The 21,860-nt window shown below is 49.9% G+C and carries 10 protein-coding genes and 1 pseudogene; all 11 read right to left on the bottom strand.

The genetic code is table 11. From position 1 onward, the window contains the following. Positions 1–216: 216 nt before the first annotated feature. Positions 217–1,152 carry an aldo/keto reductase gene (locus GXO76_06035; GenBank protein NOY77413.1) on the bottom strand — a complete coding sequence of 312 codons (936 nt, stop codon included), beginning with the start codon at positions 1,150–1,152 and terminating at the stop codon, positions 217–219. Positions 1,153–1,408: 256 nt separating this feature from the next. Continuing rightward, positions 1,409–2,608 (bottom strand): class I SAM-dependent methyltransferase, encoded by a 1,200-nt coding sequence (locus tag GXO76_06030; GenBank protein NOY77412.1) that lies wholly within the window; start codon positions 2,606–2,608, stop codon positions 1,409–1,411. 411 nt (positions 2,609–3,019) lie between these two features. Continuing rightward, entirely contained in the window at positions 3,020–4,825 is a 1,806-nt protein-coding gene (locus tag GXO76_06025; GenBank protein NOY77411.1) for a family 16 glycosylhydrolase, read from the bottom strand. A 118-nt stretch (positions 4,826–4,943) separates the two neighbouring features. Continuing rightward, on the bottom strand, positions 4,944–6,365 hold the full coding sequence (locus GXO76_06020; GenBank protein ID NOY77410.1) for a hypothetical protein: 1,422 nt from the start codon (positions 6,363–6,365) through the stop codon (positions 4,944–4,946). Positions 6,366–6,497: 132 nt separating this feature from the next. Then, entirely contained in the window at positions 6,498–7,568 is a 1,071-nt protein-coding gene (locus GXO76_06015; protein ID NOY77409.1) for a PorV/PorQ family protein, read from the bottom strand. A gap of 178 nt (positions 7,569–7,746) precedes the next feature. Further along, positions 7,747–11,226, bottom strand: a complete 3,480-nt coding sequence (locus tag GXO76_06010) for a hypothetical protein (GenBank protein ID NOY77408.1) — start codon at positions 11,224–11,226, stop codon at positions 7,747–7,749. A 56-nt stretch (positions 11,227–11,282) separates the two neighbouring features. Beyond that, entirely contained in the window at positions 11,283–13,982 is a 2,700-nt protein-coding gene (locus tag GXO76_06005) for a TonB-dependent receptor (GenBank protein NOY77407.1), read from the bottom strand. A gap of 85 nt (positions 13,983–14,067) precedes the next feature. Beyond that, positions 14,068–16,668 carry a T9SS type A sorting domain-containing protein gene (locus tag GXO76_06000; GenBank protein NOY77406.1) on the bottom strand — a complete coding sequence of 867 codons (2,601 nt, stop codon included), beginning with the start codon at positions 16,666–16,668 and terminating at the stop codon, positions 14,068–14,070. Positions 16,669–16,785: 117 nt separating this feature from the next. Beyond that, a complete protein-coding gene (locus tag GXO76_05995) occupies positions 16,786–16,944 on the bottom strand; it encodes a hypothetical protein (GenBank protein ID NOY77405.1) in 159 nt (52 codons plus the stop codon). Positions 16,945–17,206: 262 nt separating this feature from the next. Next, positions 17,207–19,467, bottom strand: a pseudogene (locus GXO76_05990) (beta-glucosidase). 18 nt (positions 19,468–19,485) lie between these two features. Further along, positions 19,486–21,860: T9SS type A sorting domain-containing protein (locus GXO76_05985; GenBank protein NOY77404.1), on the bottom strand; the 2,375-nt coding region annotated here is incomplete at its 5' end.

The following is a 21,860-nucleotide window of genomic DNA, read 5'->3' as shown; positions in this document are numbered from 1 at the left end:
TGTCAAGACATTTTTTGATTTTTTGAAGTCAATTTGGCTGAAGGTGGCATCCCCTCTGCGGGCGGTCAACAGAAAACACCGGGGCGTGGATTCCGAATTTTACAGAAAATTTTTATCCTCCCGGATATCGTCCCGCCCGGGGGAAAAGGAGGTCCCCTCTACAGGCAGGAAATGGTCACATATCGTCTGAGCGGGCGGGATCTGATAGGGCCGTTTTCAGACATTTTCCATCTTTTCCCACACATCTTTCGGCAGATTTACTGAGAGCAACCGGAGATTTTGATCCAGATGTTTGATCGATTTGGTTCCCACCAAAACGGATGTAACCGCGGGGTTTCGGTAGAGAAACTGAAGCGCAAGAGCCGGAAGCCACTCCACTTTTCCTCCCAGAATTTTCAGGAGGTGCCTGACCTGCTCCAGCCTGGGGTGAGTCCCGCTTTTGAGCAGGGTTTCCACCCGCGGCGTCAGATACCCGCCGGCAAATCCGCTTCGAATGAAAATGCCAAGTCCTGCTTTGTGCGCCGTTTGAATAGCCTGTTCTGCCTCGCGGTTTAATACATTGTATTCCACCTGCAAAACCTGAAATACCCCCAGGTGAATACAGGCTTCAATGAGATGGGCGGGCGGAGAAGCCCCCAAAAACCGAATTTTCCCTTCCCTTTGTGCATCCTGCATGGCGGCCACGGTTTCGCCGTCGCGCAAAACCTTTTCCGGATCCGGGCCAAAATGAATCTGCATGATATCAATGACATCCGTCCGCAGTAGGTCCAGGCTCTTATCAATGGATGCTTTTACGGCTTTGTAAGAAAAATCATAATAGGTTTCCGGTTCCCGATTATGCTCCCCGCATTTGGAGGCCAGAACAAATTCATCCCTTCTGTGGGAAATATATTTTCCAATACGCATTTCGCTTTTGTGGTAGGCGCTGGCCGTGTCAATCAAACAAATCCCCAGGTCGAGAACGTGATTGAGCACCTCCCGGGCGGCTGTTTCCGAGGGGCGCCGGGTATCCCCTCCAATCCCCCAATCCCGTCCAATCTCCAAAGCTCCAAAACCGATAAAACTCACCCGCAATCCGGTACGGCCTACCTCCCTTATTGCAGACTCCATATTGCCGAACAGATGTTCCAATTGCACCCTTTTCCGTTTCAATGAATACTCTTTTATCTTTTTGTTTCTACTGGAATTTTTGTGAATCTTTTTTCTTGAAACACGAAAAGCATTCCATTTCTGACCCTCCCTCCGGCCCCCTCCCTGAGATCAGGGAAGGGGAGTCAGGGGGTGGGTTCAAAAGGCCCGGTTCTATTTCCAAAGAGAGTGTCTCTTCCACAAAAAAGCCAATAGAACCATCTTTTTGTTTATTAGCCCACTGTGTTTTCGCGACCTTGCGGCTAATAAATTATTCAGGCTAAAAAGACGTTGTCCGGTATAAAAATTCCCGTGTGAGCGGATACTCATTATTCAATCCGTTGGTAAATGTAATCTGAAACAATCGCGTGTTGCCGTAGCGGAATCCCACCGAGCTTCCATTCAAAAACAAGCGCCACATGCGGACAAACCGCTCATCAAACATTTTTCGCACTTCTTCCACGTGTTGTTCGTAGCGTCTCGCCCATTCATCGAGAGTCAGAGAATAGTGGAGCCGCAGGTTTTCCACATCAACAAAATGGAGTTTTCGCTTTCCCATCTCGCGCAGGATTTCATCAATAATCGGAATGTATCCCCCGGGAAAGATGTACTTCGTTGTCCAGGGATCGGGATACGAAAATCCGTCTTTTCCAATGGTGTGCAGCAGGCCGATGCCTTTGGGTTTGAGCATCCTTTTGGCCTGATCGAAAAAAACAGGAATGAACTTCTTGCCCACATGTTCAAACATACCAATGGATACAAATTTATCGTACTGACCGGTAATTTTTCGGTAATCTTCCAAAAGCACAGTAATTTTATCCTGCAGATTTTCCTCTTTGATCTTTTCCTGAATGTAGGCATATTGCTGTTTTGAAAGGGTACAACCGGTCGCTTTGACCCCGTAGTGTTTAACCGCGTAGATCATCATTCCGCCCCAGCCGCATCCCACATCCAGAAGCGTTTCGCCTTCCTGCAAGCGTAATTTACGGCAGATGTGTTCGTATTTTTGCTGCTGGGCCTGTTCCAGAGAATCGGATTCGCTGCGGAAATAGGCACAGGAATAGGTCATGCTTTCATCCAGCCACAACTTGTAGAAATCATTTCCCAGATCGTAATGATGCTGAATGTTCTTGGGAGTGCGCCTCAGAGTATCCTGTGTCAGGATGTAATTCCAGGCAATTCGCAATTTTATGGGAAGAGATACTTTCAGATTTTCGAATGCGGGATCAAAACCAAAGCGAAGAAGCTGCTGGAAATCACCCTCAATATCCATATCGCCGTCCATGTAGGCTTCCCCAAAACCAAGATACCCTCCTGAAAAAACGCGTTTCAGGGCCTTTTCCGAATTAAACCGCAAAATGGTTTGGGGGTCACCTTCCCCAAATCGCTGCTTTTCCCCATCCCAATACTGTATCTCAAAAGAAATCTCCGGATGATTCTGGTAAATCTGAGTCAACAGTGAATGGACTATCGCTTTCATGATGCCCTCCTCCCTTTTGAAAAAATCCTTTCTTTTCAGGACGATCCGGATCCGTTTTTAACAATACGCCTGTACCCGAATTGGATTTACTTAAATGTAATAAAAATATTCCATTCAAACAAAGAAAAATAGACTTAACCCGGGATTTTTAAAATTTTTAGAGTTCTATTTGAACGGGTCATAAAAGCATGAGTAATAAAAGAGGAAAAATCCGTCACGAAAAATTCGAAAACACAAAGGAGATAAAACGGGCTACAGGCCAATCCAGGAACACGCCGAGTGGATTCGCCTGGTTCCCGGGCGAAGTCGAGGGAGAGGCGGATCGTATCGTGGTAACCGGACAATCAACAAACGCTCGTCCCGATACGGTCGATTGTGCCGGACGACACGGCGACCGCACGCGGTTTTTTCTTACCGCAAGAGCAGGAGTTTCCGCGTTTTTGAAAACCGCTTCCCGCGGGAGTCCCAGTCCACCCGGCAAAAAAAGAGGCCGCTTTTCAATCGGGGCTGCCATTCGACGCGGTACTCCCCGGCGGGTTTCACCTGATTGAGGAGAACCGCAACCTCTTGCCCCAGAATGTTGTAGATTTCAACCCGCACGTGCCCCGCTTCCGAAATACGAAACCGAATGGATGTGGCACGCGAAAAGGGGTTCGGGTAATTGTGAAACAGGTGAAAGGATTCCGGTTTTTCTGTTGGAGGGGATAAGACCCCTTCTTCCTCAGGCTCAACCACCAACCCGTTTAGCAGGGCATGATTGACCGACGCCCCGAAATACACATCCAGCACGCCGTCCGTCACGGAAATTCCGCGAATCACTTTGGGGTAAGCCACATGTTCGCCGACGGTTTCAAAGAGATCGAGATTGGAAACCACCTTTTTCCCTTCGATCGCCACGTCGAACACACGTGCCCCGGTCGATTGAAAACTGTTTTCAGCCATCAGAAGTGTGACCTTGTACAGGCCGTTGGGCACCCGGACGCGGTACGCCACCAGGCCATAGCGTTCACTTCGGTAGATGGCATCCAGAGAGGTGTTCTTGATGTCAATTCCGGGGGAAATCGTGGCCGTCTGCCCGTCTTCAAACCCGTATTCCACGTCAGGGCCCCATTCCTGGTCGGGCAGGAATCCGAGTACGGAAGGTCCGCCCACGTTGATTTTTACCGGAAACGTTAGCGGCTGAGGCATGATAATGGGGACCAGTTTACCCGTCAGGAGATTGGGCTGCGGCGCCCGATCCCGGATTCCCAACACCACCAGATTGTAAGACTGACCGAGATCCAGATCCGGCACCTCCAACACCACCGTGTGAGCATCCTTCTGCAGTGTTGCAGATTGAATGGTTGCGCCCGGAATCGAATAGTGGGATCGTTTTTCTGCACTGGCCTGCTCCACGGCTTCCGAAAAACGGACGGTTACCTGTCCGGGCGCTGCCCGTGCCCACAAAACCGTGGGTGGATTTCGATCCACAAAACCGGTGTGTTCCGCATCCGTCAGGCATAAAATTAGAAAGCCGTCTTTGAAAACCGCATTTTCCGGTGTAAAATCGCAATTGTTCCCCGAAAAGGTGTGAGTGGCCTTTGCCCAACGGGACGCATCAAAACGATCGAAATCGTCCTTCCATTGAAGAGTAAAATTGTGGTCCGTGCCCGTATTTCCGCGACCGGGCGTGTAGGAGGCGTAACTCACCCAATCGTAGTAAGCAAAAAGCGGCAGCACCGCCGGATTCCATTTCCCCGCCCAATTGGAGTAGGCTGGCGGCCAGATGTTCATCATAATCTTTTGAGGCTTGTTAAGTGTGGCAATGTGTTCCCCGGTTTGCCGAACCACTTCTTTGCCGTCGATAAACCAGGCCACCGCGTTGGGTGTCCACTCAAAGGCGTACGTGTGGAAATCGGCAGCGGGATTAAACGACACCCACTGCGGGTAGACGTGACTCGTTTGCCCGGCCGTAATCGTGTTCAACTGGACTTCATCGGTGTAGCGTCCCATAATTTCAATGTCGATTTCATTCCAGTCCTTTGTGCTGGAAATGTTGTCGTGAAAGGTAAAAAAGGACGCCAGTGCGCCGCTTGCCTGAACGGCCCGGTAACGGACTTCAAACCGGCCGTAGGTGTACGATTGCAGGGTTCGAAGCTCCGCCCCTTTAAGGGATTTTGCCTCGGCAGGCAGAACAAAACTCAGGCTTAACAGGATGAGGAGAAGGGTTTTCTTCATGGGAGACCTATTTCGTGTTTGATCGAAAACGCCTAATTTGGATGAATTGCTTTCAAAACACAACGCTCTTCTCGATGATTTTGCATTTTTCCGGATTTGTCTTTTAATTTTCGCTCAACTATTTGTTCTTTTGAGACATTTTTCGGCCGTAATCCAGTTTGTTCAGCGTTGTCACCACCGGAAAACTGGGCACCACAATGGGAAACGGGACATTTTTTTGAAGAACCATCATGTCGATTCGGGTCAGGTGAATCTTCTCAAACGCATCCGTATCGATTTCAATTTGGTTGGCGTATTTTTGCTGTAATTTTCGAATGTAGGGATTTAAATCCTCTTTAAGCACTTTCATCTGGTCTTTGTAAAAGGCGTCTTTTTTACCGATGGATTCCAGAAATCGGTTTCGCTGATAGAGTGCCAGAAGATTGTCCCGCCACATGGCCACATTCCGTTGTACCAGATCGACGGTGTCGTAGCCCTTCTTCTGCGCCGCCTCAGCCACAAATTTATCCTGAATCAAATCCACGATAGCCAATTTAAACTGCTCCGGGAATTCCTTTCCGGTCATTTTCTTTTTCCGAAAAACCAGGGGGTGAATCCTCTCTTCCTTCAGGAATCGGGCAACGGTCCAGGTTTCGTGATTCAGGCGAAGAAGGGGTCGGTTCAAAAGAGGAGCAATTTCTCTCCCGGCACGGTCATTCTGAACCTTTTCGGGAGATTTTTTCTGCCAGAACCGTTCGTTGAAAGCCCGCTTCTTTTCCTTGTCCGATTTCAAATAAAGGGGCTGGTAAATTTTCACCAGAGCCCTAAACGTTTCCGGGTTAAATTCCACCCGCTTGCCGTGCATCAGCCGGGCTACAAAGTTTAGGTAACTTTTTTCCGCTTCCTGTTCCCGGAGTCGATCGGAAACATCCTTCCAGCGCTGCTGCATTTGGGAGGTGGAAAGAGCGATTTCATCCGTCCAGCCCAAAATTTTGATCGTCGTGTAATAATTGTTTCCGACTTGCAGCGGGCCAATAACCGCATTCTTTTCTACCGGGGCCGAAAACAGCGCCTGCTCAATGGCCTCGTTTTCCGGCTCAGCCCAGGCCACCTGACGCCGGGGCAGTTTCCGGAGTCCCCCAAAATCCCGGAAGACCTGCTCAAACGGTTCCCCCTGGTTCAGTTTTTCCCGGACGATTTTGGCCGCCGAAGGTGTTTTCACACTAAAATAGGCAATTTGGTAGGTTCGACCCGCCAATCGGTAAACCTGTTTTACACGAGTCGTGTCCAATGTGACCTTCCGGTAAAAATCATGTGCAAACAACCACTGGCGCATGGCCTGTTCCTTTCGCCCTTCCAAAAAGTCCTGAAATTCCTCGTTTTGAACAAGCGGGTTCTCTTTGCCGGCCTCAAGGGCCAGCAGCTTCTCAGCGATCAGTGAGTTGAGCACAATTTTTCGGTGAATGTAGTTGTCCTTGCGGCAGTAAGCGGGACGAATGGTGTACTCGGCGCGGCGGATAAATTCAGCCACGGAAAGGGTCCGGTCCCCAACTTTGGCCAAAATTTTCTCCTGAGGCTGTTGGGGAACACGATGGGAACAGGAAATGAAAAAAATCAAGATTAGACTTCCCGCTCCCCATAAAAGCCAGAAAACAGATTGCTTTTTCAGAATAAAAAACGCCTCCTCTTCTTCTTAAAAGGCCACACCCACAGAATAGGAACTGATTTTTCCCAGCAGGCCAATTCCCCGGTAGGCGTATGCCAGTTTCAACGCCACGTTGTGCATCATGCGAAGGGTCATTCCGCCGCCAAAGGTGAATCCGTATTGCGATTCATCCATAAACAAGGCCTTGTACCCTCCCCGTAAATAAAAGGTTCCCGCCGACGGAAGGGTCAGTTCGTATTGGGCTCCCACATTCACGGACTCACTGTTATTGTTGGGATGAAGGGCATCTGCTGCCAGCGTCAGCCGATGACTCCCGTACACAATGGGATTCACAGAAACCCCAATCCGGAAAAGAAGAGGCAATTCCCAACCCCGCATTTTAAACTGTCCCGGGACATCTGCATAATTTCCATTTTCACGGGGCAAAATATCAATGGGACGGGTCAGGTCGATTCCGTCGTATTTCATGCGTGTGCCGTAGTTGGATATGCTCATACCGATATTCAGGCCGTCGGCCCGTTTGCCCGTGGGTGAGAAAAAGAAGGTTTTCACAATCACACCCAGATCCAGAGCCATGGCCGAAGCGTGTTCGTGCCAGATTTGTGACGCAATGTACTTGGCCGATGCTCCAAACGAAAACCAGTGTGTAATTCTTCGCGAATAGGACAGGCTGAAGGCGTAATCGGCAGCGGTAAACTTTTCGCCGGTTCCCTCCTGCATTTCCAGCGAGGTTACGTCCATATCGCCGTAGCTCACCTGAATGAGCCCCAGAGCAAGGGTTCCGATCCCGGGAAGCACCAGTCCCACGCTCGTGAACGAGGTGTTGATGTTCACCAGCCAGGGCTGGTAGCTGAATTGGGCTTCATTTTGTTTCATAAAGGCCAGGCCGGCCGGATTCCAGTAAATGGACGAAAGATCGTTTGCCACACTAACGTAGGCATCTCCCATGGCGCTCCCGGCACTTCCGTAGCCGACCTCCAGAAAATTGGCCGTGGTTGTACCCACCCGGTAGGGCTTTTGTGCTTCCGCCTGAACCGTAAAAACCAAAAGAGCGGTCAGAAAAATCAGCCTAAATCCGACACGTTGAAATCTCACCATCGCAACTACCTTTCATCAAATGGTTGTCGTTCGAAAAATATTCGGTTCCAACAAAAATCTATTGTGTTTATTCCAAAGGCCACGAATGACACACATCGCACGAATTCAATTTCAATAAAATCAACTTGTGATAATTCGTGAAATTCGTGGGAAACTACTTTTTTTAAATAAAAACCCTCTATTTTATAATGGCAAATTTTCCCATTTTTTCATCACCCGTGGCTTTGGCCTTTACGTAAAAAATGTACATACCGGCCGCCACTTCCAGCCCCTCGCGGGATCGCAGATTCCAAGTGGCAATGCCGTCATCTGCCGGGTTGTTGACATCAATTTCCCGCACCAGCACTCCGCTCATCGTAAAGATTTTAATGGTACATTGCGCCGGCAAATGGGTAAACAAAAGCCGCCGCCGCTGATTCAGAAAATAATTGGAAACAGCCGGTTCCATGGCATTGGTCGCCACGTACGGATTGGGCACCACCTTGATTTTCTGCATGGTGCTTTTTAAGTCGGCCGAATTCAACTTGCCGGCGGGTTGAACCGTAAACAACAGCGAATCCGTTTCAAGGAAGGGGCGCTTAAATGTCACATGGTACACATCATTGGGTTTGGGCAGTTCCGTGCTATCCAGGGCGCTTCTGAAATCAATGATAAAAGCGGTGCCCGCCCAGCCGTTTTTATCGTTTACAGGACCCACTAACACGCGATCCTTCAACATCTCAAACCGGCCGTCCTCATTCATGTCCTGAGCCATTAAATCCATCATTTCGTAATGCCCCAGGGAATCCTTAAATGATTTATTTAACACGTAAAAACTAAAGGCCTGGTGATTCAGAATTTGGGTTCTCGGGATGCGCCTGCCCGTTTCGTCGTGAATGGAGCGGGAATTAACCCGTCCCACGTAAGCCGAATCCATTCCCGTGAAGATGATGTCGTAATCCCACGGCAGATATCGGGATTCCTCGCTTGTGGGAATAATACTGATCGGAGAATTTCCAACCAGCCACCCCGATTTTTCGGAATCGAATTGGGGCTCCTCCACCATCCCGTCAATTCGCAGCAGCATGCCGTCAAAAATGTCCGTTGAGATTTCGCTGCCGGTTTTCAAACTCCAAAATCCTCCCAGCGTATCGTGATACACCAGATTGTGGTAGGCGTACTGCTCCGGGGTTTCTTTGTAAACAAGGGCATTGTGGTTGGAAATATCGTAAATAAAAAATCCGTTATTCACGTACCACAGCCCGTGCGTGTAATAGGGAACGGTTCGAAGGGTGTCCACGCTGAATTTAACCTTGTAGGTATGCCCTTCTTGCAGACTGTTTTTGGCCAGAATTTCCGGGGCGATGGTTGCCGTTCCCACGGTTTGATTGGAATCGGACAGGGAAACGGAGGGCGGAACGTACCCGGCAGCCAATTGATGGGGTGTAACAATCTGCACATTGGGTCCCACAGCCCGCACATTTTCGTCTTCATCCAGATCAATTATGATTTTATTTTCGGAAGGCGCAATGCCGGGGCCGATGGTAGAGGCCCCCGAATCGTAGGCCACAATCGCGTAGTAATAGGTGCGGCCATTTTCCACATTGTGATCGATAAAATGGTGAACGATTCCGGTTTCATTTCCCAGATTGTAGCCCATCCCGTTAACCAGGCCGTAGTTGGTGAATCCGCTTTTCCCGTCCACTTTATCACACTGGAAAATGGGCTTTTTGAACATCGGGGTACCGTACCCATCGGTAATCACTTCCGCATCGGACATTTTCTTGTCCGTTGCCTTGAACAACTTGTACCCTTCAAAATCATTCACATTGCCCAAAAAGGGATCGCGGGTTTTGGTATCCGCAATATTATCCCAGGTCAGAATAACTACGCCGTCGCCCGCCGTGGCTTTAAGCGTGGGCATTTTCGGCGGCTGGGCGAATCGATAATCCTTTTCGTAAATGACCTGTACAATGTTTTTTTGGCGGTACAGCGCCGGGGCGGAATGCGTATCCGAATTCAATCCTTCCAACGGATCGTACGAATGCAATTCCGACATGGAAATACGTTCCGTCAGTCCCTTGTGAAGCGGAAACGGACCGGTGGCAAAGGTTTCAATCAAATTTGAAATCTTCCCGCTGTACTCTACCAGATGATCCTCCCCAATCACCTCCCACATGGATTTGTCGTTTCGGAACCACTTGGTGTAGGGCGGAGCGTGCGGCTGTACGGGAAACATCATGAAAGAGGTTAAGCCAATCATGTCACTTTCGGAGACATCGGTTTCATCGAAATTCGGTTCGCAGCCCACACCCTCTACGTAATCGGGCTTATGATTGCATTCACCCTGGTCGGGTCCCTTGTAATTCAATTCCGTCGGCCCCACACCGTCCAGTCCCACGTCGTCACCTGCATTTTCATTGGACTCGTAGATGCCATCGCCGTTGAGATCGTTTCCATCTTCCCAATCCTGATCTTCGTCGGCATCCCAGTGTTCGTGCAGATCTTCCTTTTTGAGATGATAAAAATCCAGAAAATCCTGCAGATTGGCAATACCCTCTTCCGGGCCGATCTTTTTGGTCGCTAAATTGTCTCTTTTCTCATCGATGAGGCCGTCCTGATCATTGTCGATTCCATCGTATGGGCTTCCGGGGCTTTCCAGATAGGCAAACCCCATCGTACCGGTGGGCAGTCCGCCCAAACCGACCCCGTTAATATCCCAGGAATAGGCCATATCGATTTTCGTATCAAAATACCCCAGTTCGTCGTCATCGTTGGGGCCGCCAATTCCGTTATCCACCCAATACCCGAATGCCACATCGGGGAGATCGTAATCGGAAATATTGGCAATGGTGTATTCCCAAAACAGGGCATCGCGGGCCTGAGGGTTGTTCCACTGAAACCCCCTGGTCTGCACACGAATACCCAGACCACCCCAGGGGTCGCCTTTCTGGATGGTCACCTGAGGCCGGAGATCGCCGATTTTCACACCCGGCCGGGGGTAGTACCTTGCGCGGTCTTCGGGGCCCAGGTATTCCTGATCCTGGGCATCGTTCACCACAAAATAGGTTTCCAGGTCGGCGTAGATCACACCGCGCCCAAAGCGGCCGTCCCATTCACCCGGCCATTTCAGGCTTCTGCCCCGGGCAGGCCATCCTTCGGGGGGCCAGGAGCCGGGTAAATTGCTCATGGCGGGATAATCGCTTGTTTCATTGAAATAACCAAAAACCGGGTAAAAGCCCCATTTGATAGTTCCGGTGGGATCGGTGTCCATTTCTTCCCGGTACTGGGTTTGCAGAAAGTAAAGTGTATCGATTTTCCCCTGTGCCGCCAGAAACCGGATTTTCACCGGGTCGGTTACCGGAATGGTATCCACAGCAGCGCCTGTTTTTTCAATAAACACCCGTGCCCCTACCATCAGGGCCACACCGTCCAGCATGCGAACCCCCTGATAATTATTAGGCCATTTTGACGTATTGATTTCAGGCCAGTGAGAAAGTTCGGTTGTATTCTGAAAATAGAGTAGAATCCGGTTACCGTTCATATAGCCGGCCCGAATGGCCGCAATATCTCCGGCGGGATCCTCCGGTCCCTGATACACTCGCCCCTGAGAAAACAGAGGCGTAACACACCCAATCGCCAAAAACAGACCCATTAAAATGTACACATATTTCTTCATCTTTTACTTCCCTCGATTCACTGTCCTGAATTTCGTTTGTCAGGTCCTCCTACCGGCTAAAAAAGAATTCCAAAACCAAGCTTCACCAAACGCGGTGCCGAAAACATGGCCGGATTGTGCACCCGATCCATATAGGTGTTAAAGTTGCTTCGGTGCCTTAAAATATCCTGCTGGCGGACAATGGCCGTGTAGGCCCGCCCCGTTTGATTGTTCACCCACACTTCGTTCAGCCGATCCAGCAAATTGTACACATGGAGACTGATCTGTCCCTGAAGATTTCCGCGAAGTTTTATGGTGTAAAAACTGTTCAGGTCCACGTTGTACGTGCTGGGTTTCCAGGCATTGTTAGGATACAGATTCACCTTGGAGAGGGGATTCTCCGGAATGGGGGTCCAGGTGTAGGGCGTTCCGGAATTGTAGTAAGCCGTTACGGTAGCACCGTAATTTTGTGTGTTATATCCCACCGTCACATTGAGGGTGTGCCGCTGATCCCAGCTCATCGGGATGAGAATGGGCACCGGATCCATGCTGTTTCCGGCCCGGGTGAAGGTCTGGGTCGGATTGTCCGCATTTCCACGCGTGTACTGAAGCGTGTAATTCAGGTAAACAGCCAGTGGCCCCTGCCGGTAATCGTATTTGATTTCCAATCCCCGCGCATTGCCGTAATCTTTATTATCGTAAAGTCCGTATTTGATTTGATTATACGTCGTAATGATCCGGGCCGTGAGCAAATCATAAATATCCCGGTAAAAGAGCGTCACTTCCAAACCCATATTCCGGGCCAATTCCTGCCAGAGGCCCACTTCATATTGAACGGTTTTCTGGGCGTGAATTTGAGCATTTCCCATGACCGTTGTGTAATTGGTCGGGGCAACCCGAAACGAATGATTCTGGTACATCGCGTACATGGGAGGCATCTGGAAAAAATGGCCGTAGCTAAAATGCAGGAGGGCCGCCTTTCCCAGTTGGTAGGAAAGTCCAAAACGCGGACTGACCTGCCACTTGGGATCCGCTTTCAAATATTTGGACATCCGCGACGGATCGTTTGGAAATCGAAGCCGATTGGCCGGGTTCCGCCGCTGGGAAGGATAAACGGAATTCGGATTGAAATAATCCAGGCGCACCCCGATATTAATAACCATTTCCTGGAATTCCATCTTATCCTGGATGTAGGATGAAAATTCATAAGGCGTGTGGTGATAAATATCCGTGTAAATGGAAGAGTCCGGGAAAATAACAGGTTTGTACGCCACCGTTTCGGAATCGGTTCCTGCGTAATAATTCCGAATTTGAAACCATTTGTGATCCAGATCGTGATGGACGTAGGAAACGCCCGTTTTCAGGCTGTGGTGTTGGGTTACTTGCCAGGTCAAATCCAGTTTGGCATTTTTATCATCAAGCACCGTTTCCGTGTGATTCTTTTGTTGTCCGCCGGTGTAAAATCCCGGCCCGTCATTGACCAGAAACCGGTCGTTCACGTAACGGGGATCAAAGGGATTCTTGAAAACGTACCAGCCCGTGTAGTCATAAATCGACGACAATTTCAGTTCGTAGAACATCCTGGGGGATAACATGTGATTAATGTGAAACGAAATCATGTGCGACTGGCGATGCGTGCTTCCCATACCGTCGGGATCGTACTTAAACTCGTGGTTGTACGTGTGCCAGTTGTCTTTATTGTATGTGTAGAGCAAAGACGTCTTAAAATTCGCAAAGGGCTTCGCCGTGATTTTTCCAAAAAACGATTTATTTTGGGTTCGATTCATGGGCACATAGGCATTGTCTCCTGTGTGCTCGGAATACCATTGTGTGGAATCATTGGAAGAAAAATAGCTGTAATCCCAAACATGAAACCGACGAATGCCGTTCAGGTAGTTTTTGTTGTCCTGCACGCGGGCATTTGTAAAAAAGGTTATTCGATTTTTCCAGATCGGACCGCTCAACCGAATTTTGTAGTCCTGATTTCGATCCAGTTCGGAATCCTTTAATCCAATAAAAATGTCCTTGTGCTGCGTGAAATAATTGGCCAGAGAAGCCGATACCGCACCGTGGAATTTTTTACCCCCTTCCTTTGTAACAAGATTCACCACTCCACTCATCGCCTTGCCATATTCGGCATTGAAGGTACCGGTAATTACCTCCAGGTCTTTTATGGCATCGGGTTCCAGGTCAACGGAACGGCCTGTTCCGCTGAAGGTGTTGGTCACCTGCACCCCGTCTACCATGTAGGCGACTTCTCCCAGTCGTCCGCCCCGGAAATGGCCCTGTACCACCCCCGCCTGCATGCCGATGACACCGGACACATTTTCCACCGGAAGCACTTTAATCTCGTCTGATGAGACATTTCTCACAGAACTGGTTTGATCTTTTTTTATGGCGACTTTGGGGGCTTCCACCACAACCACCTGTCCTTTGATCACAGTGGGTTTCATTTTCACGGTCACGTTTGTGGTCCGATTAACCGAGACCCGCAGCTTTTCCACCCGAACCGTCTCGTAACCCAGCATTTGTACCCGCAATGTGTACACGCCCGGCGGCAGATTGATGATGAAAAAATTTCCCTTTGTGTCTGCTGCCGCTCCCCGGGTCGTCCCTTCCACCAACACATTGGCCCCCGGCAGGGGCTGCCCGTTTTGTTGATCCACTACCCGGCCGACAATTTTTCCGGTTGTCTGCGCCACAAGGGGATTCATCCACAGAAAAACAAGAGAAACTGTAAGAAATGCAAAAATCACACCTGTTTTTGCTCTCAACATAACCTATTCCTTTAAAATTAAAAATGAAGAAAAGGTGAAACCGGTACGCCGTTTCACCCTTTCTTCATGAAAACGCCATGCCGGATTATTTCATCAAAATCATTTTTTTGATCTGCGAGAAATGTCCCGCCTTGATCTGGTAGAAATAGATTCCAGAAGGCAGATCCTGAGCCGCCACATGGACAAAATGTCGGCCGGCTGCTTGCCTTCCGTTCACCAGCGATTTCACCTTCTGGCCTAATGTGTTGTAAATATCCAGAGTTACCAGACCGGATTTGGCCAGAGAATACTCAATGGTTGTGGTCGGATTAAACGGATTCGGGTAATTTTGTCCCAATTCGTAGGTCATAACCACCCGGCCCTTGCCATTTTCGTGAACGGCTGTGGCCACCTCAGTGGTGTCACCGATCCAGGTGTAAGACCAATGTTCAGGCGATTGCCAGGAATTGTCGTTATCAAACGGCGACGTGGAAAGGGTTCCATCGCTGACATTGGTCTGATCGGAATCGTGAATGTAAATATCCAGAGGAATCCGCATGCCGCGCACCGGTGTAAACACCTTGTCATCGCCAAAGGCAATGCTCGTCCATGGGATTTTGGTTTCAATGGCGTAGTCGGAAACACCCAGGCCTTCAAAATAATAATTCGTTGAATCCGGCGAGTAAATCATGGCATTTCCATTCCGCCCATTGTACAGACCATCCACGCGAATCAGAAGCTGGTAATCAGGCTCATTGCCGCGCTCATAGGAATTGTGCTTCGGGCCGCGCCAATCGTACAATCCGATAAACAATTCCACCGCGTCATCTTCCCACCAGTTGCCGGCCGGGTCGAAGCTGAAGACGTCATCAATGGCATCGACGGCAAAATACAGGTACGTGGCGTCTGCCGCCATGTAAACCGTGGCCGTCAGGTCATTGTCATCCGTAAACGAACCCGCACCAATGTGGGCGGTTGAAGGACTCAACACAAAGGGCTTAATGCCGCTGTTTTCCCATTCGGTAAAATCGCCGTCCGCTGCAAAATTGGCCGGCGGATTCAGGGAAATGGTCGCAATGCCTTTGGCCTTGTTCGTGGTCGGTTGCGACGAAACGGCCAGAGGACCAATGTTCCCGGCGGCATCGCGGCATCTTACAGCGTAATAATAGGTTACATCGTGATCTTTTAAGGGGTAATTAAGCCAGTGAATAGCGGTTTGCACATCTTCATTAACCCCCTTGGCCACTACATCCACGTCGGGAGACGTGATATCCGTGATGGGTTTTTTGCTGGCGTACACATCATAAACCTCGCCGCTCTCACCCGGCACATCCTGCCAGATGACCAAATTGTAGTACTCTCCCGGGGTGCCCGCCACACCGGTGGGTGCTTCGGGAGCAATTACATCAATTGCGGGATGATCCGTCCAGATGTTGTCCAGATAAACGACCTTTCCCACAGCGGCGGTGCTCGCAATCAGAATTTTCAGTTTGGACACCCGTGTGGAATCCATGAGTTGATCGTATTGCATGGCCGACCCATTCCAGCCGCCACCATTTCGATCAAAATCTTTCAGGGCAATGTTTACTTCTTTCCAGGTACCATCGTAACCCACGTCACCTTCTTCCAGCATGTAAAATGCTTCGTACTCCAGATCCGGGCCGTCGCCGTCTTTATCATCATCACTCAACACGATTTTAAGAGGGCCAAGACCCGCATCTGCTTTAATCATAAAATGAAGCGAATCCGTCGGCCAGCTCGCTGTCAGATTTTTAGGGGAAGAAAGCGTGAAAACCAATCCATCCCACACCGCCCAGTCATTGGGAGGGGTATTCCATTTAATGGAATTCGTGGTTGCAACAGAGGCTTCTTCATCGGTGATTTCATAAGATCCTCCTCCCCAGCCCGGGTCCAGCGTCACATTGCTGGGTACCGCCCGGCCATTGAAGAATATGAGGGCCACTTTTTTCAATCCCTTTAATTCCAGGGCATCCAATACGATGGTACCCTGAGAATAATCACCTTCACCGGCGCCGCTAATCGAGAATTCAAACGACCACCCCTTTATTTTATCCAGATCCAATTGGTTGTTGCCGGCAATACCTGCCCAACCCGTATGATTGAAACCTTCTCCATTCCAGTAATTGGGATCCGCTTTCAGAGGCATGGTGATCTTGTGCCAGCCCGGAGCATCATCCAAAATATTCAGGAAGGAATAGTAATATTCACAGTCATTTACATCGTAGGTTTTGTTTCCGTTGGGAGAATTGCTTACTTCCTGTAAATCGAAGCGAAAGGTTACCCGACCTGTCAGGGATTGAGGAACCTTGTTGTAATACCAGAACGAAATCGAATCGTAAGCCGACCAGTCGTACACCGCATTTGAATCGGGGTTCCAGTGCTCCAATTTGGTGTATCCGCCCCAACTTTCTGTGTTGTGGACGCTGTAATCCACCTGCATGGCGCCCGTGCCCTGAATGACCGGGTCGTTTACGTAGCTGACTTTGATCCAGCCGTACTGGGAATCGGCACTGACATTGGTTTGATAGTGTGCCCCAAAATGCACATTGGGGTTTACCGGATTAAACCAGTTCCAGTAATTTGTGTCTGCCGGCGCCTGATCGAAACTTTCAATCATTTGCTGGGCATGCCCCATTACCGGAACAAGAAATAACACAATCACAAGTAATGGTAATAATTTTTTCATAACAACCTCCTCCACTTTGGAATGTCTGTTGCTGTAATTCCTTTATCTTCAGTTCCCCTGCTTAAATTCTTAACCAATCATCCAGTAAACTCCCGTCTCACCTCCTTACCGTTTTTTTTATCTTCTTGAAACCCGAATTCTTCCTTTCGGATTAAAATCTCCCAAAACTCCCGGCACCCATTCGGCCTTCAGGGTTCCAAGCGCCTGCGACAGGGGTAGGACCGTTTTAATAAACGGACACAAAGAAACAGTCGATTTCAGTACCGCCAAACCCACTGATTCAAATAAACATTAAATTGCAAGAAGCGTACCAGCCGCTGATTTAAAACAGTTTCATTTATTATCAAGAGGTTACGTTAATGTCAGTCTAATTATTTCAAATGATCTTATCATTTTAATAATTATCTATTATCCATTTAATAATACCCGAACAGACCCACCCCGTAGCCGCAGGCTTTACGCCGCCGCCCTCCCAATTTGCACCAAACCCAACGCACCCTAAAAGGGTGCGGCTACCTGGTTTTCATTCCGATTTCATTCATTCTTTCAGCGTCGTGAACTCCCGATTCCGTCCGCCGATGGAAACCCTGAACACACCCGGTTCAACAACGGGTTTGTTGTCCCGTCCCCAGAAAACAAAATCGGCTTTATGGAGTGTAAACGAGACTGTTTTGCTTTCACCCGGAGAAAGGGCTATTTTTTTGAACCGCTTGAGTCGTTTCTCCGAGGGTGTAATCGAGGCCACCAGATCGCTCACATACAGTTGAACAACCTCTTTGCCAGGGCGGTGTCCCACATTTTTCACCGTAACCGAGACCCTCACGGGCGTTCCGATTTGTGCCGTTTTGGGCGTAACGGTCAGCCCGGAGTACGCAAAGCGCGTGTAGCTCAATCCGAAACCAAAAGGAAACTGCGGATCGTAACGGTGTTTTTCATCAAAATTTTCACTGGTTTTGTGATCGTACAGGGTAAAATCATTCGTATGGCGCGGGTACGTGATGGGCAACTTCCCTGAGGGGTTCACATCTCCGAACAAGATGTCCGCAACGGCCCGGCCTCCTTCCAATCCCGGGAGATAGGCCATCAAAATACCGGACGCACCCTGTGCAATTCGGTTGATGATGCGCGGGCGGCCTTCCGCCAGAACCAGAATAACAGGTACGTTTGTTTTTTCCAGCGCTTCCGCCAATTTCAGCTGTGCCTCCGGCAGGGTTAAATTCGTAATATTGCCTTCGGATTCACAATAAGCATCCTCACCCAGACAAACAATCGCCACATCCGCACCGTGCGCCGCCTTCACGGCAGCGGGGATGTCGATTTCCTTTTCAAATGAAACTCCCGGCACAAATGTCACACGACGGGAACCCAATTTATGTTGGATGGCCTGCAAAATGGTCCATTTATCCTTTGGGTAAAGCGACTCGTCATTTCCCTGCCAGGTAATTGTCCAGCCGCCATTGAGAACCCGTAGTTTATCGGCTGTAGGGCCCGTAACCAACACGCGGGCATTCTTTTTCAGAGGAAGAATTCCTTTTCATTTTTTAGAAGGGTAATCGACTCCCGGGCCGCCTGAAGATTGACCTGCTGAAATTCTTTCGAGGCAAATTTTTTCCCAAACTTGGGATTCGGGTAGGGAGCATCAAAGAGTCCCAATTCAAATTTCAGCTTCAAGATTCTCGAAACCGCTTCATCCACGCGGGACTCCGGGACCTCATTTTCCCGGACCAGCTCAATCAGATCATTGTAAAAGCTGTAATCCAGAGGCACCATGCTCATGTCCACGCCTGCCAAAACCGCCATTTTTACCGCTTCTTTTTGTGTGGCGGCCACCTTTTCCCGCCGGTACAGATTTTCAATATCCTGCCAATCGGACACCACCATTCCCTGAAATCCCAGTTCGCCCCGCAGAACGTCCGTCAGCAAGAAGTGGCTGGAATGCACGGGAATTCCATTGATCTCCGATGAATTTACCATCAGCGTGTGACTTCCGGCCTGCACGGCCGCCCGGAACGGCGGAAGAAAATACTCCCGGAGCATCCGCTCAGGAATCCAGGCCGGAGTGCGATCCTTCCCGGAAAGCGGAAAGCTGTAGCCAAGGTAGTGCTTCATACAGGAGGCCACTTTGTCACGATCGGAAATGATGTTCTGGTCTCCCTCCAGACCTTTGATGTACGCCGCTCCCATCACCGAAACCAAATAGGGGTCTTCCCCAAAGGTTTCAAACAACCGCGGCCAGAGCGGCTGTCGTCCCACACCCAGCACGGGATTAAAATTCCAGGGGATCCCGGAGGCGCGGACCTCGTAGGCGGTAATTTGGCCATCCTTCTTAACCAACTCCGGATTCCAGGTGGCAGCCATTCCAAGGGCTTGCGGAAAAAGGGTGGCTCCTGTCGTGTAGTTGGCACCGTGAATCGCATCAATACCGTAAAGAATGGGGATGCCCAGGCGGGTTTCCCGGGTGGCCACATCCTGAATTTTTGTAATGATTCGGTGCCACTCCCGGACGGTGTGCGCATGTGTTCCCACATTCAGAATCGAACCGATATGATGGGTAACAATGGCATCCCGCAGGCGGGTCTCATCCAATTGAAGAGGCGACTCCGGAGAAGGGAATCCCTTTGACACAAACTCAAGACTCAGCTGGGTCATTTGCCCGACTTTTTCCTCAAGGGTCATCTTCGATAGCAATGCGGCCACTTTTTCATCAACGGATTTCCGATGAATGGATTGCCCCCAGCTCCCTGTTACGATTAAAAAAAATCCCAAACCCGCAAACCCCAAAAAACGCAATTTTTTCATTCCTCCCTACTCCTGAATTTAATCAATTTTTTGACCATTGAAAAGAAGAATTTTCCGCACGATTTCCTTTGTCTGGTGCTGCGTTTGACAAATAATCTGCAAAAAGTACACGCCGCTCTGGAGACGATGCCCGTCTTCATCGGTTCCCTGCCACACAAATTGATGAGTCCCCTCCCTCTGCCGGTGAAACTGTTTGGAAAAAATCCGTTGTCCCAGAATGTTGACCATCTCGATTCGAACATCCGAGGGTTTGGGGAGAAAATAGGCCACGGTGGTTCCCCGGAAACCCGGCGCCCTGGTTACAACGGGATTCGGGTAATTCTGGGACACCCAAAAATCTCTTGGCAGAACTTTTGCTTCGCGCGGCTCCCCGATGTGAGAAGCCAATCCCAACGCTTCAATTCCAAACCAAACGGTTTGATCGGTGTTTTGATTCAGCCGAACCGTAAACCGCCCTTCAGCGTCGGGAAAGTATGTTTTAAAAAAAGACGTTGGGTGGCCCCGCTCGTCCAGCGGAAACAGCCGAATGGAATCTGCCTGAATGGCAAGGGAAAGTTTTACACCCACGGGTTTTAATTGCGTGGGGGGACCGCCCCAGTGGTTGTGAACCGTGTGAATGCCATCCCACACCATGCCTGTGTTCTGAGCCTTTGTGGAAAGCGTAATCAATGACCGGCGAGCGCGGCTGAGGGAGTCGCCGGTGAGAGACACCCAGGTGAGAGTAGCAAAATCACTGGCCGATTCCAGCAGCAGCCCCCCCACGGCTGAATGAGGAAAATTCTGAAGGAAGCCCGTCACGCCTATAAAGCGGGGTGTTTCAACCTGAAAAATACCCTGTGTGTCCCACAAGAGCTCGCCCGTATCCGAACGGTAGGGATTTTGAGGCGGCGGCGGAAGCGCCCCGGGATCCAACGGTATGGGACTGTCAAAGCTCGCATTTCGCACCGCGTGCTGAAGCGCGATTTTCCGGGGGAAAAGCGACAGGCCCTGCCAGCTTCCCGCGTCCTTTTTGGGTGAGAGCAATACCTGATCCCGGCTGTAATTCAGGTGAATTTCCTCGCGCGAGGGTTGAATCCACCCTTCCCGAAAGGCGTAGGCGCAGGATGGCATGAGCGCCATCATGGCCGTGTTTCTGTGCAGACTAAAATAGCCGCCAATTTTATCGGTCTCCCAGTCGTCGCTGACATCGGAGTAATCGAAGAACATGATGGCATCGCTGTTGTAAAAGGAGGCGTAGCTTGTTAAAAAAAGCACCCCTTCTGTCTGGTATCGATTGGGAAACGGATGGTTGTACTCACTTACGGTAAACGGCTTGCCCACGTACCCCACACCACCAAAAAGGTACGGGATGGTACCGCCATCTTCATCCTTTACCATGGGTTGATTGTTGATGAACCAATCGGTGGGCGACCACGGAACGTGGGGGAACTGCGGATGATCCCAATACGCATGATTATCCACATAATCCAATTTGGACTGCACCACGAGGTCGCCGACGCCCACATTCCAGTTCGTCCCCACAATGGGGCATCGAACATGTAAATCATTTTTCAAATAACGAGTCATGTCGGCGAAAAAATCATCCTCGAGCTTCAAATAAAAGGCGGTCATGTCCTTAACGCGATTGTCCGTGTAGCCCGCACTCCTGGTGTAATCGATTCGCTCAACGGTGCGGTTTTCGAGAGATTCTTCCGGCGCCAGGCCAATGGCACCGCTGGTTTTCATGTGAATTTCATCGAACCAGGTGGTTCCTGTTGCCGCGCCCAGCTCAAAGGAAAGCCGAACGTTCCCCACACACTCCTCCGACGAGCGAAAGCTCAAAACAAAGGTTTTCCAATTGGAGGTGAGCTGAATCGTGGCCACCAAATAGGCTGTCCAGGGGCTCACATCTTTCATAACGGCCACGGTGATCTTTCTGCTTGTCTTGGCGCGGGCGGCAAACGAGACGGTGTAGAGAGAATCCTTTTTAAGACTCAACCCTGTCTGCTTCCATTGAATGTGCCAGTTGATACCGTTCGATTGCGTTACGGACACTTTTGCGGAAAGAAGCCCCTCAAAGGGATTGGCTGTGTCCACCCCCATCCGTCCCCGGGCCGAATTGTGCAGCTCGAGTTGCCAGTGGCTGAGTGTAGGGTCCTTTTCAAATCCTCCGTCGTAAATGTAATCCTTCGTCCCCGCCGAACGACTTCCGGCATTCCAGGCTGCACGCAGATTCTCCGTAGTTCCATATTTATTAATAAGAAAGGTCTGCCACAAGCTGTCCAGCATTCGAACGTGGCGTAGGGTCAAGTCTCCACCCTGCGAAAAGTGCTTCAATTTTCCATCCCGCCACATGCGAAACAGGGAATTCTCGTTGGTTACTTCAATCATGGCGATAACCGGATCGTTGACAA

This window comes from Calditrichota bacterium, from assembly GCA_013151735.1.
Classification (GTDB): domain Bacteria; phylum Zhuqueibacterota; class JdFR-76; order JdFR-76; family BMS3Abin05; genus BMS3Abin05.
The sequence above is the reverse complement of the archived record's forward strand: the minus strand, read 5'-3'. Positions and strand labels throughout refer to the sequence as shown.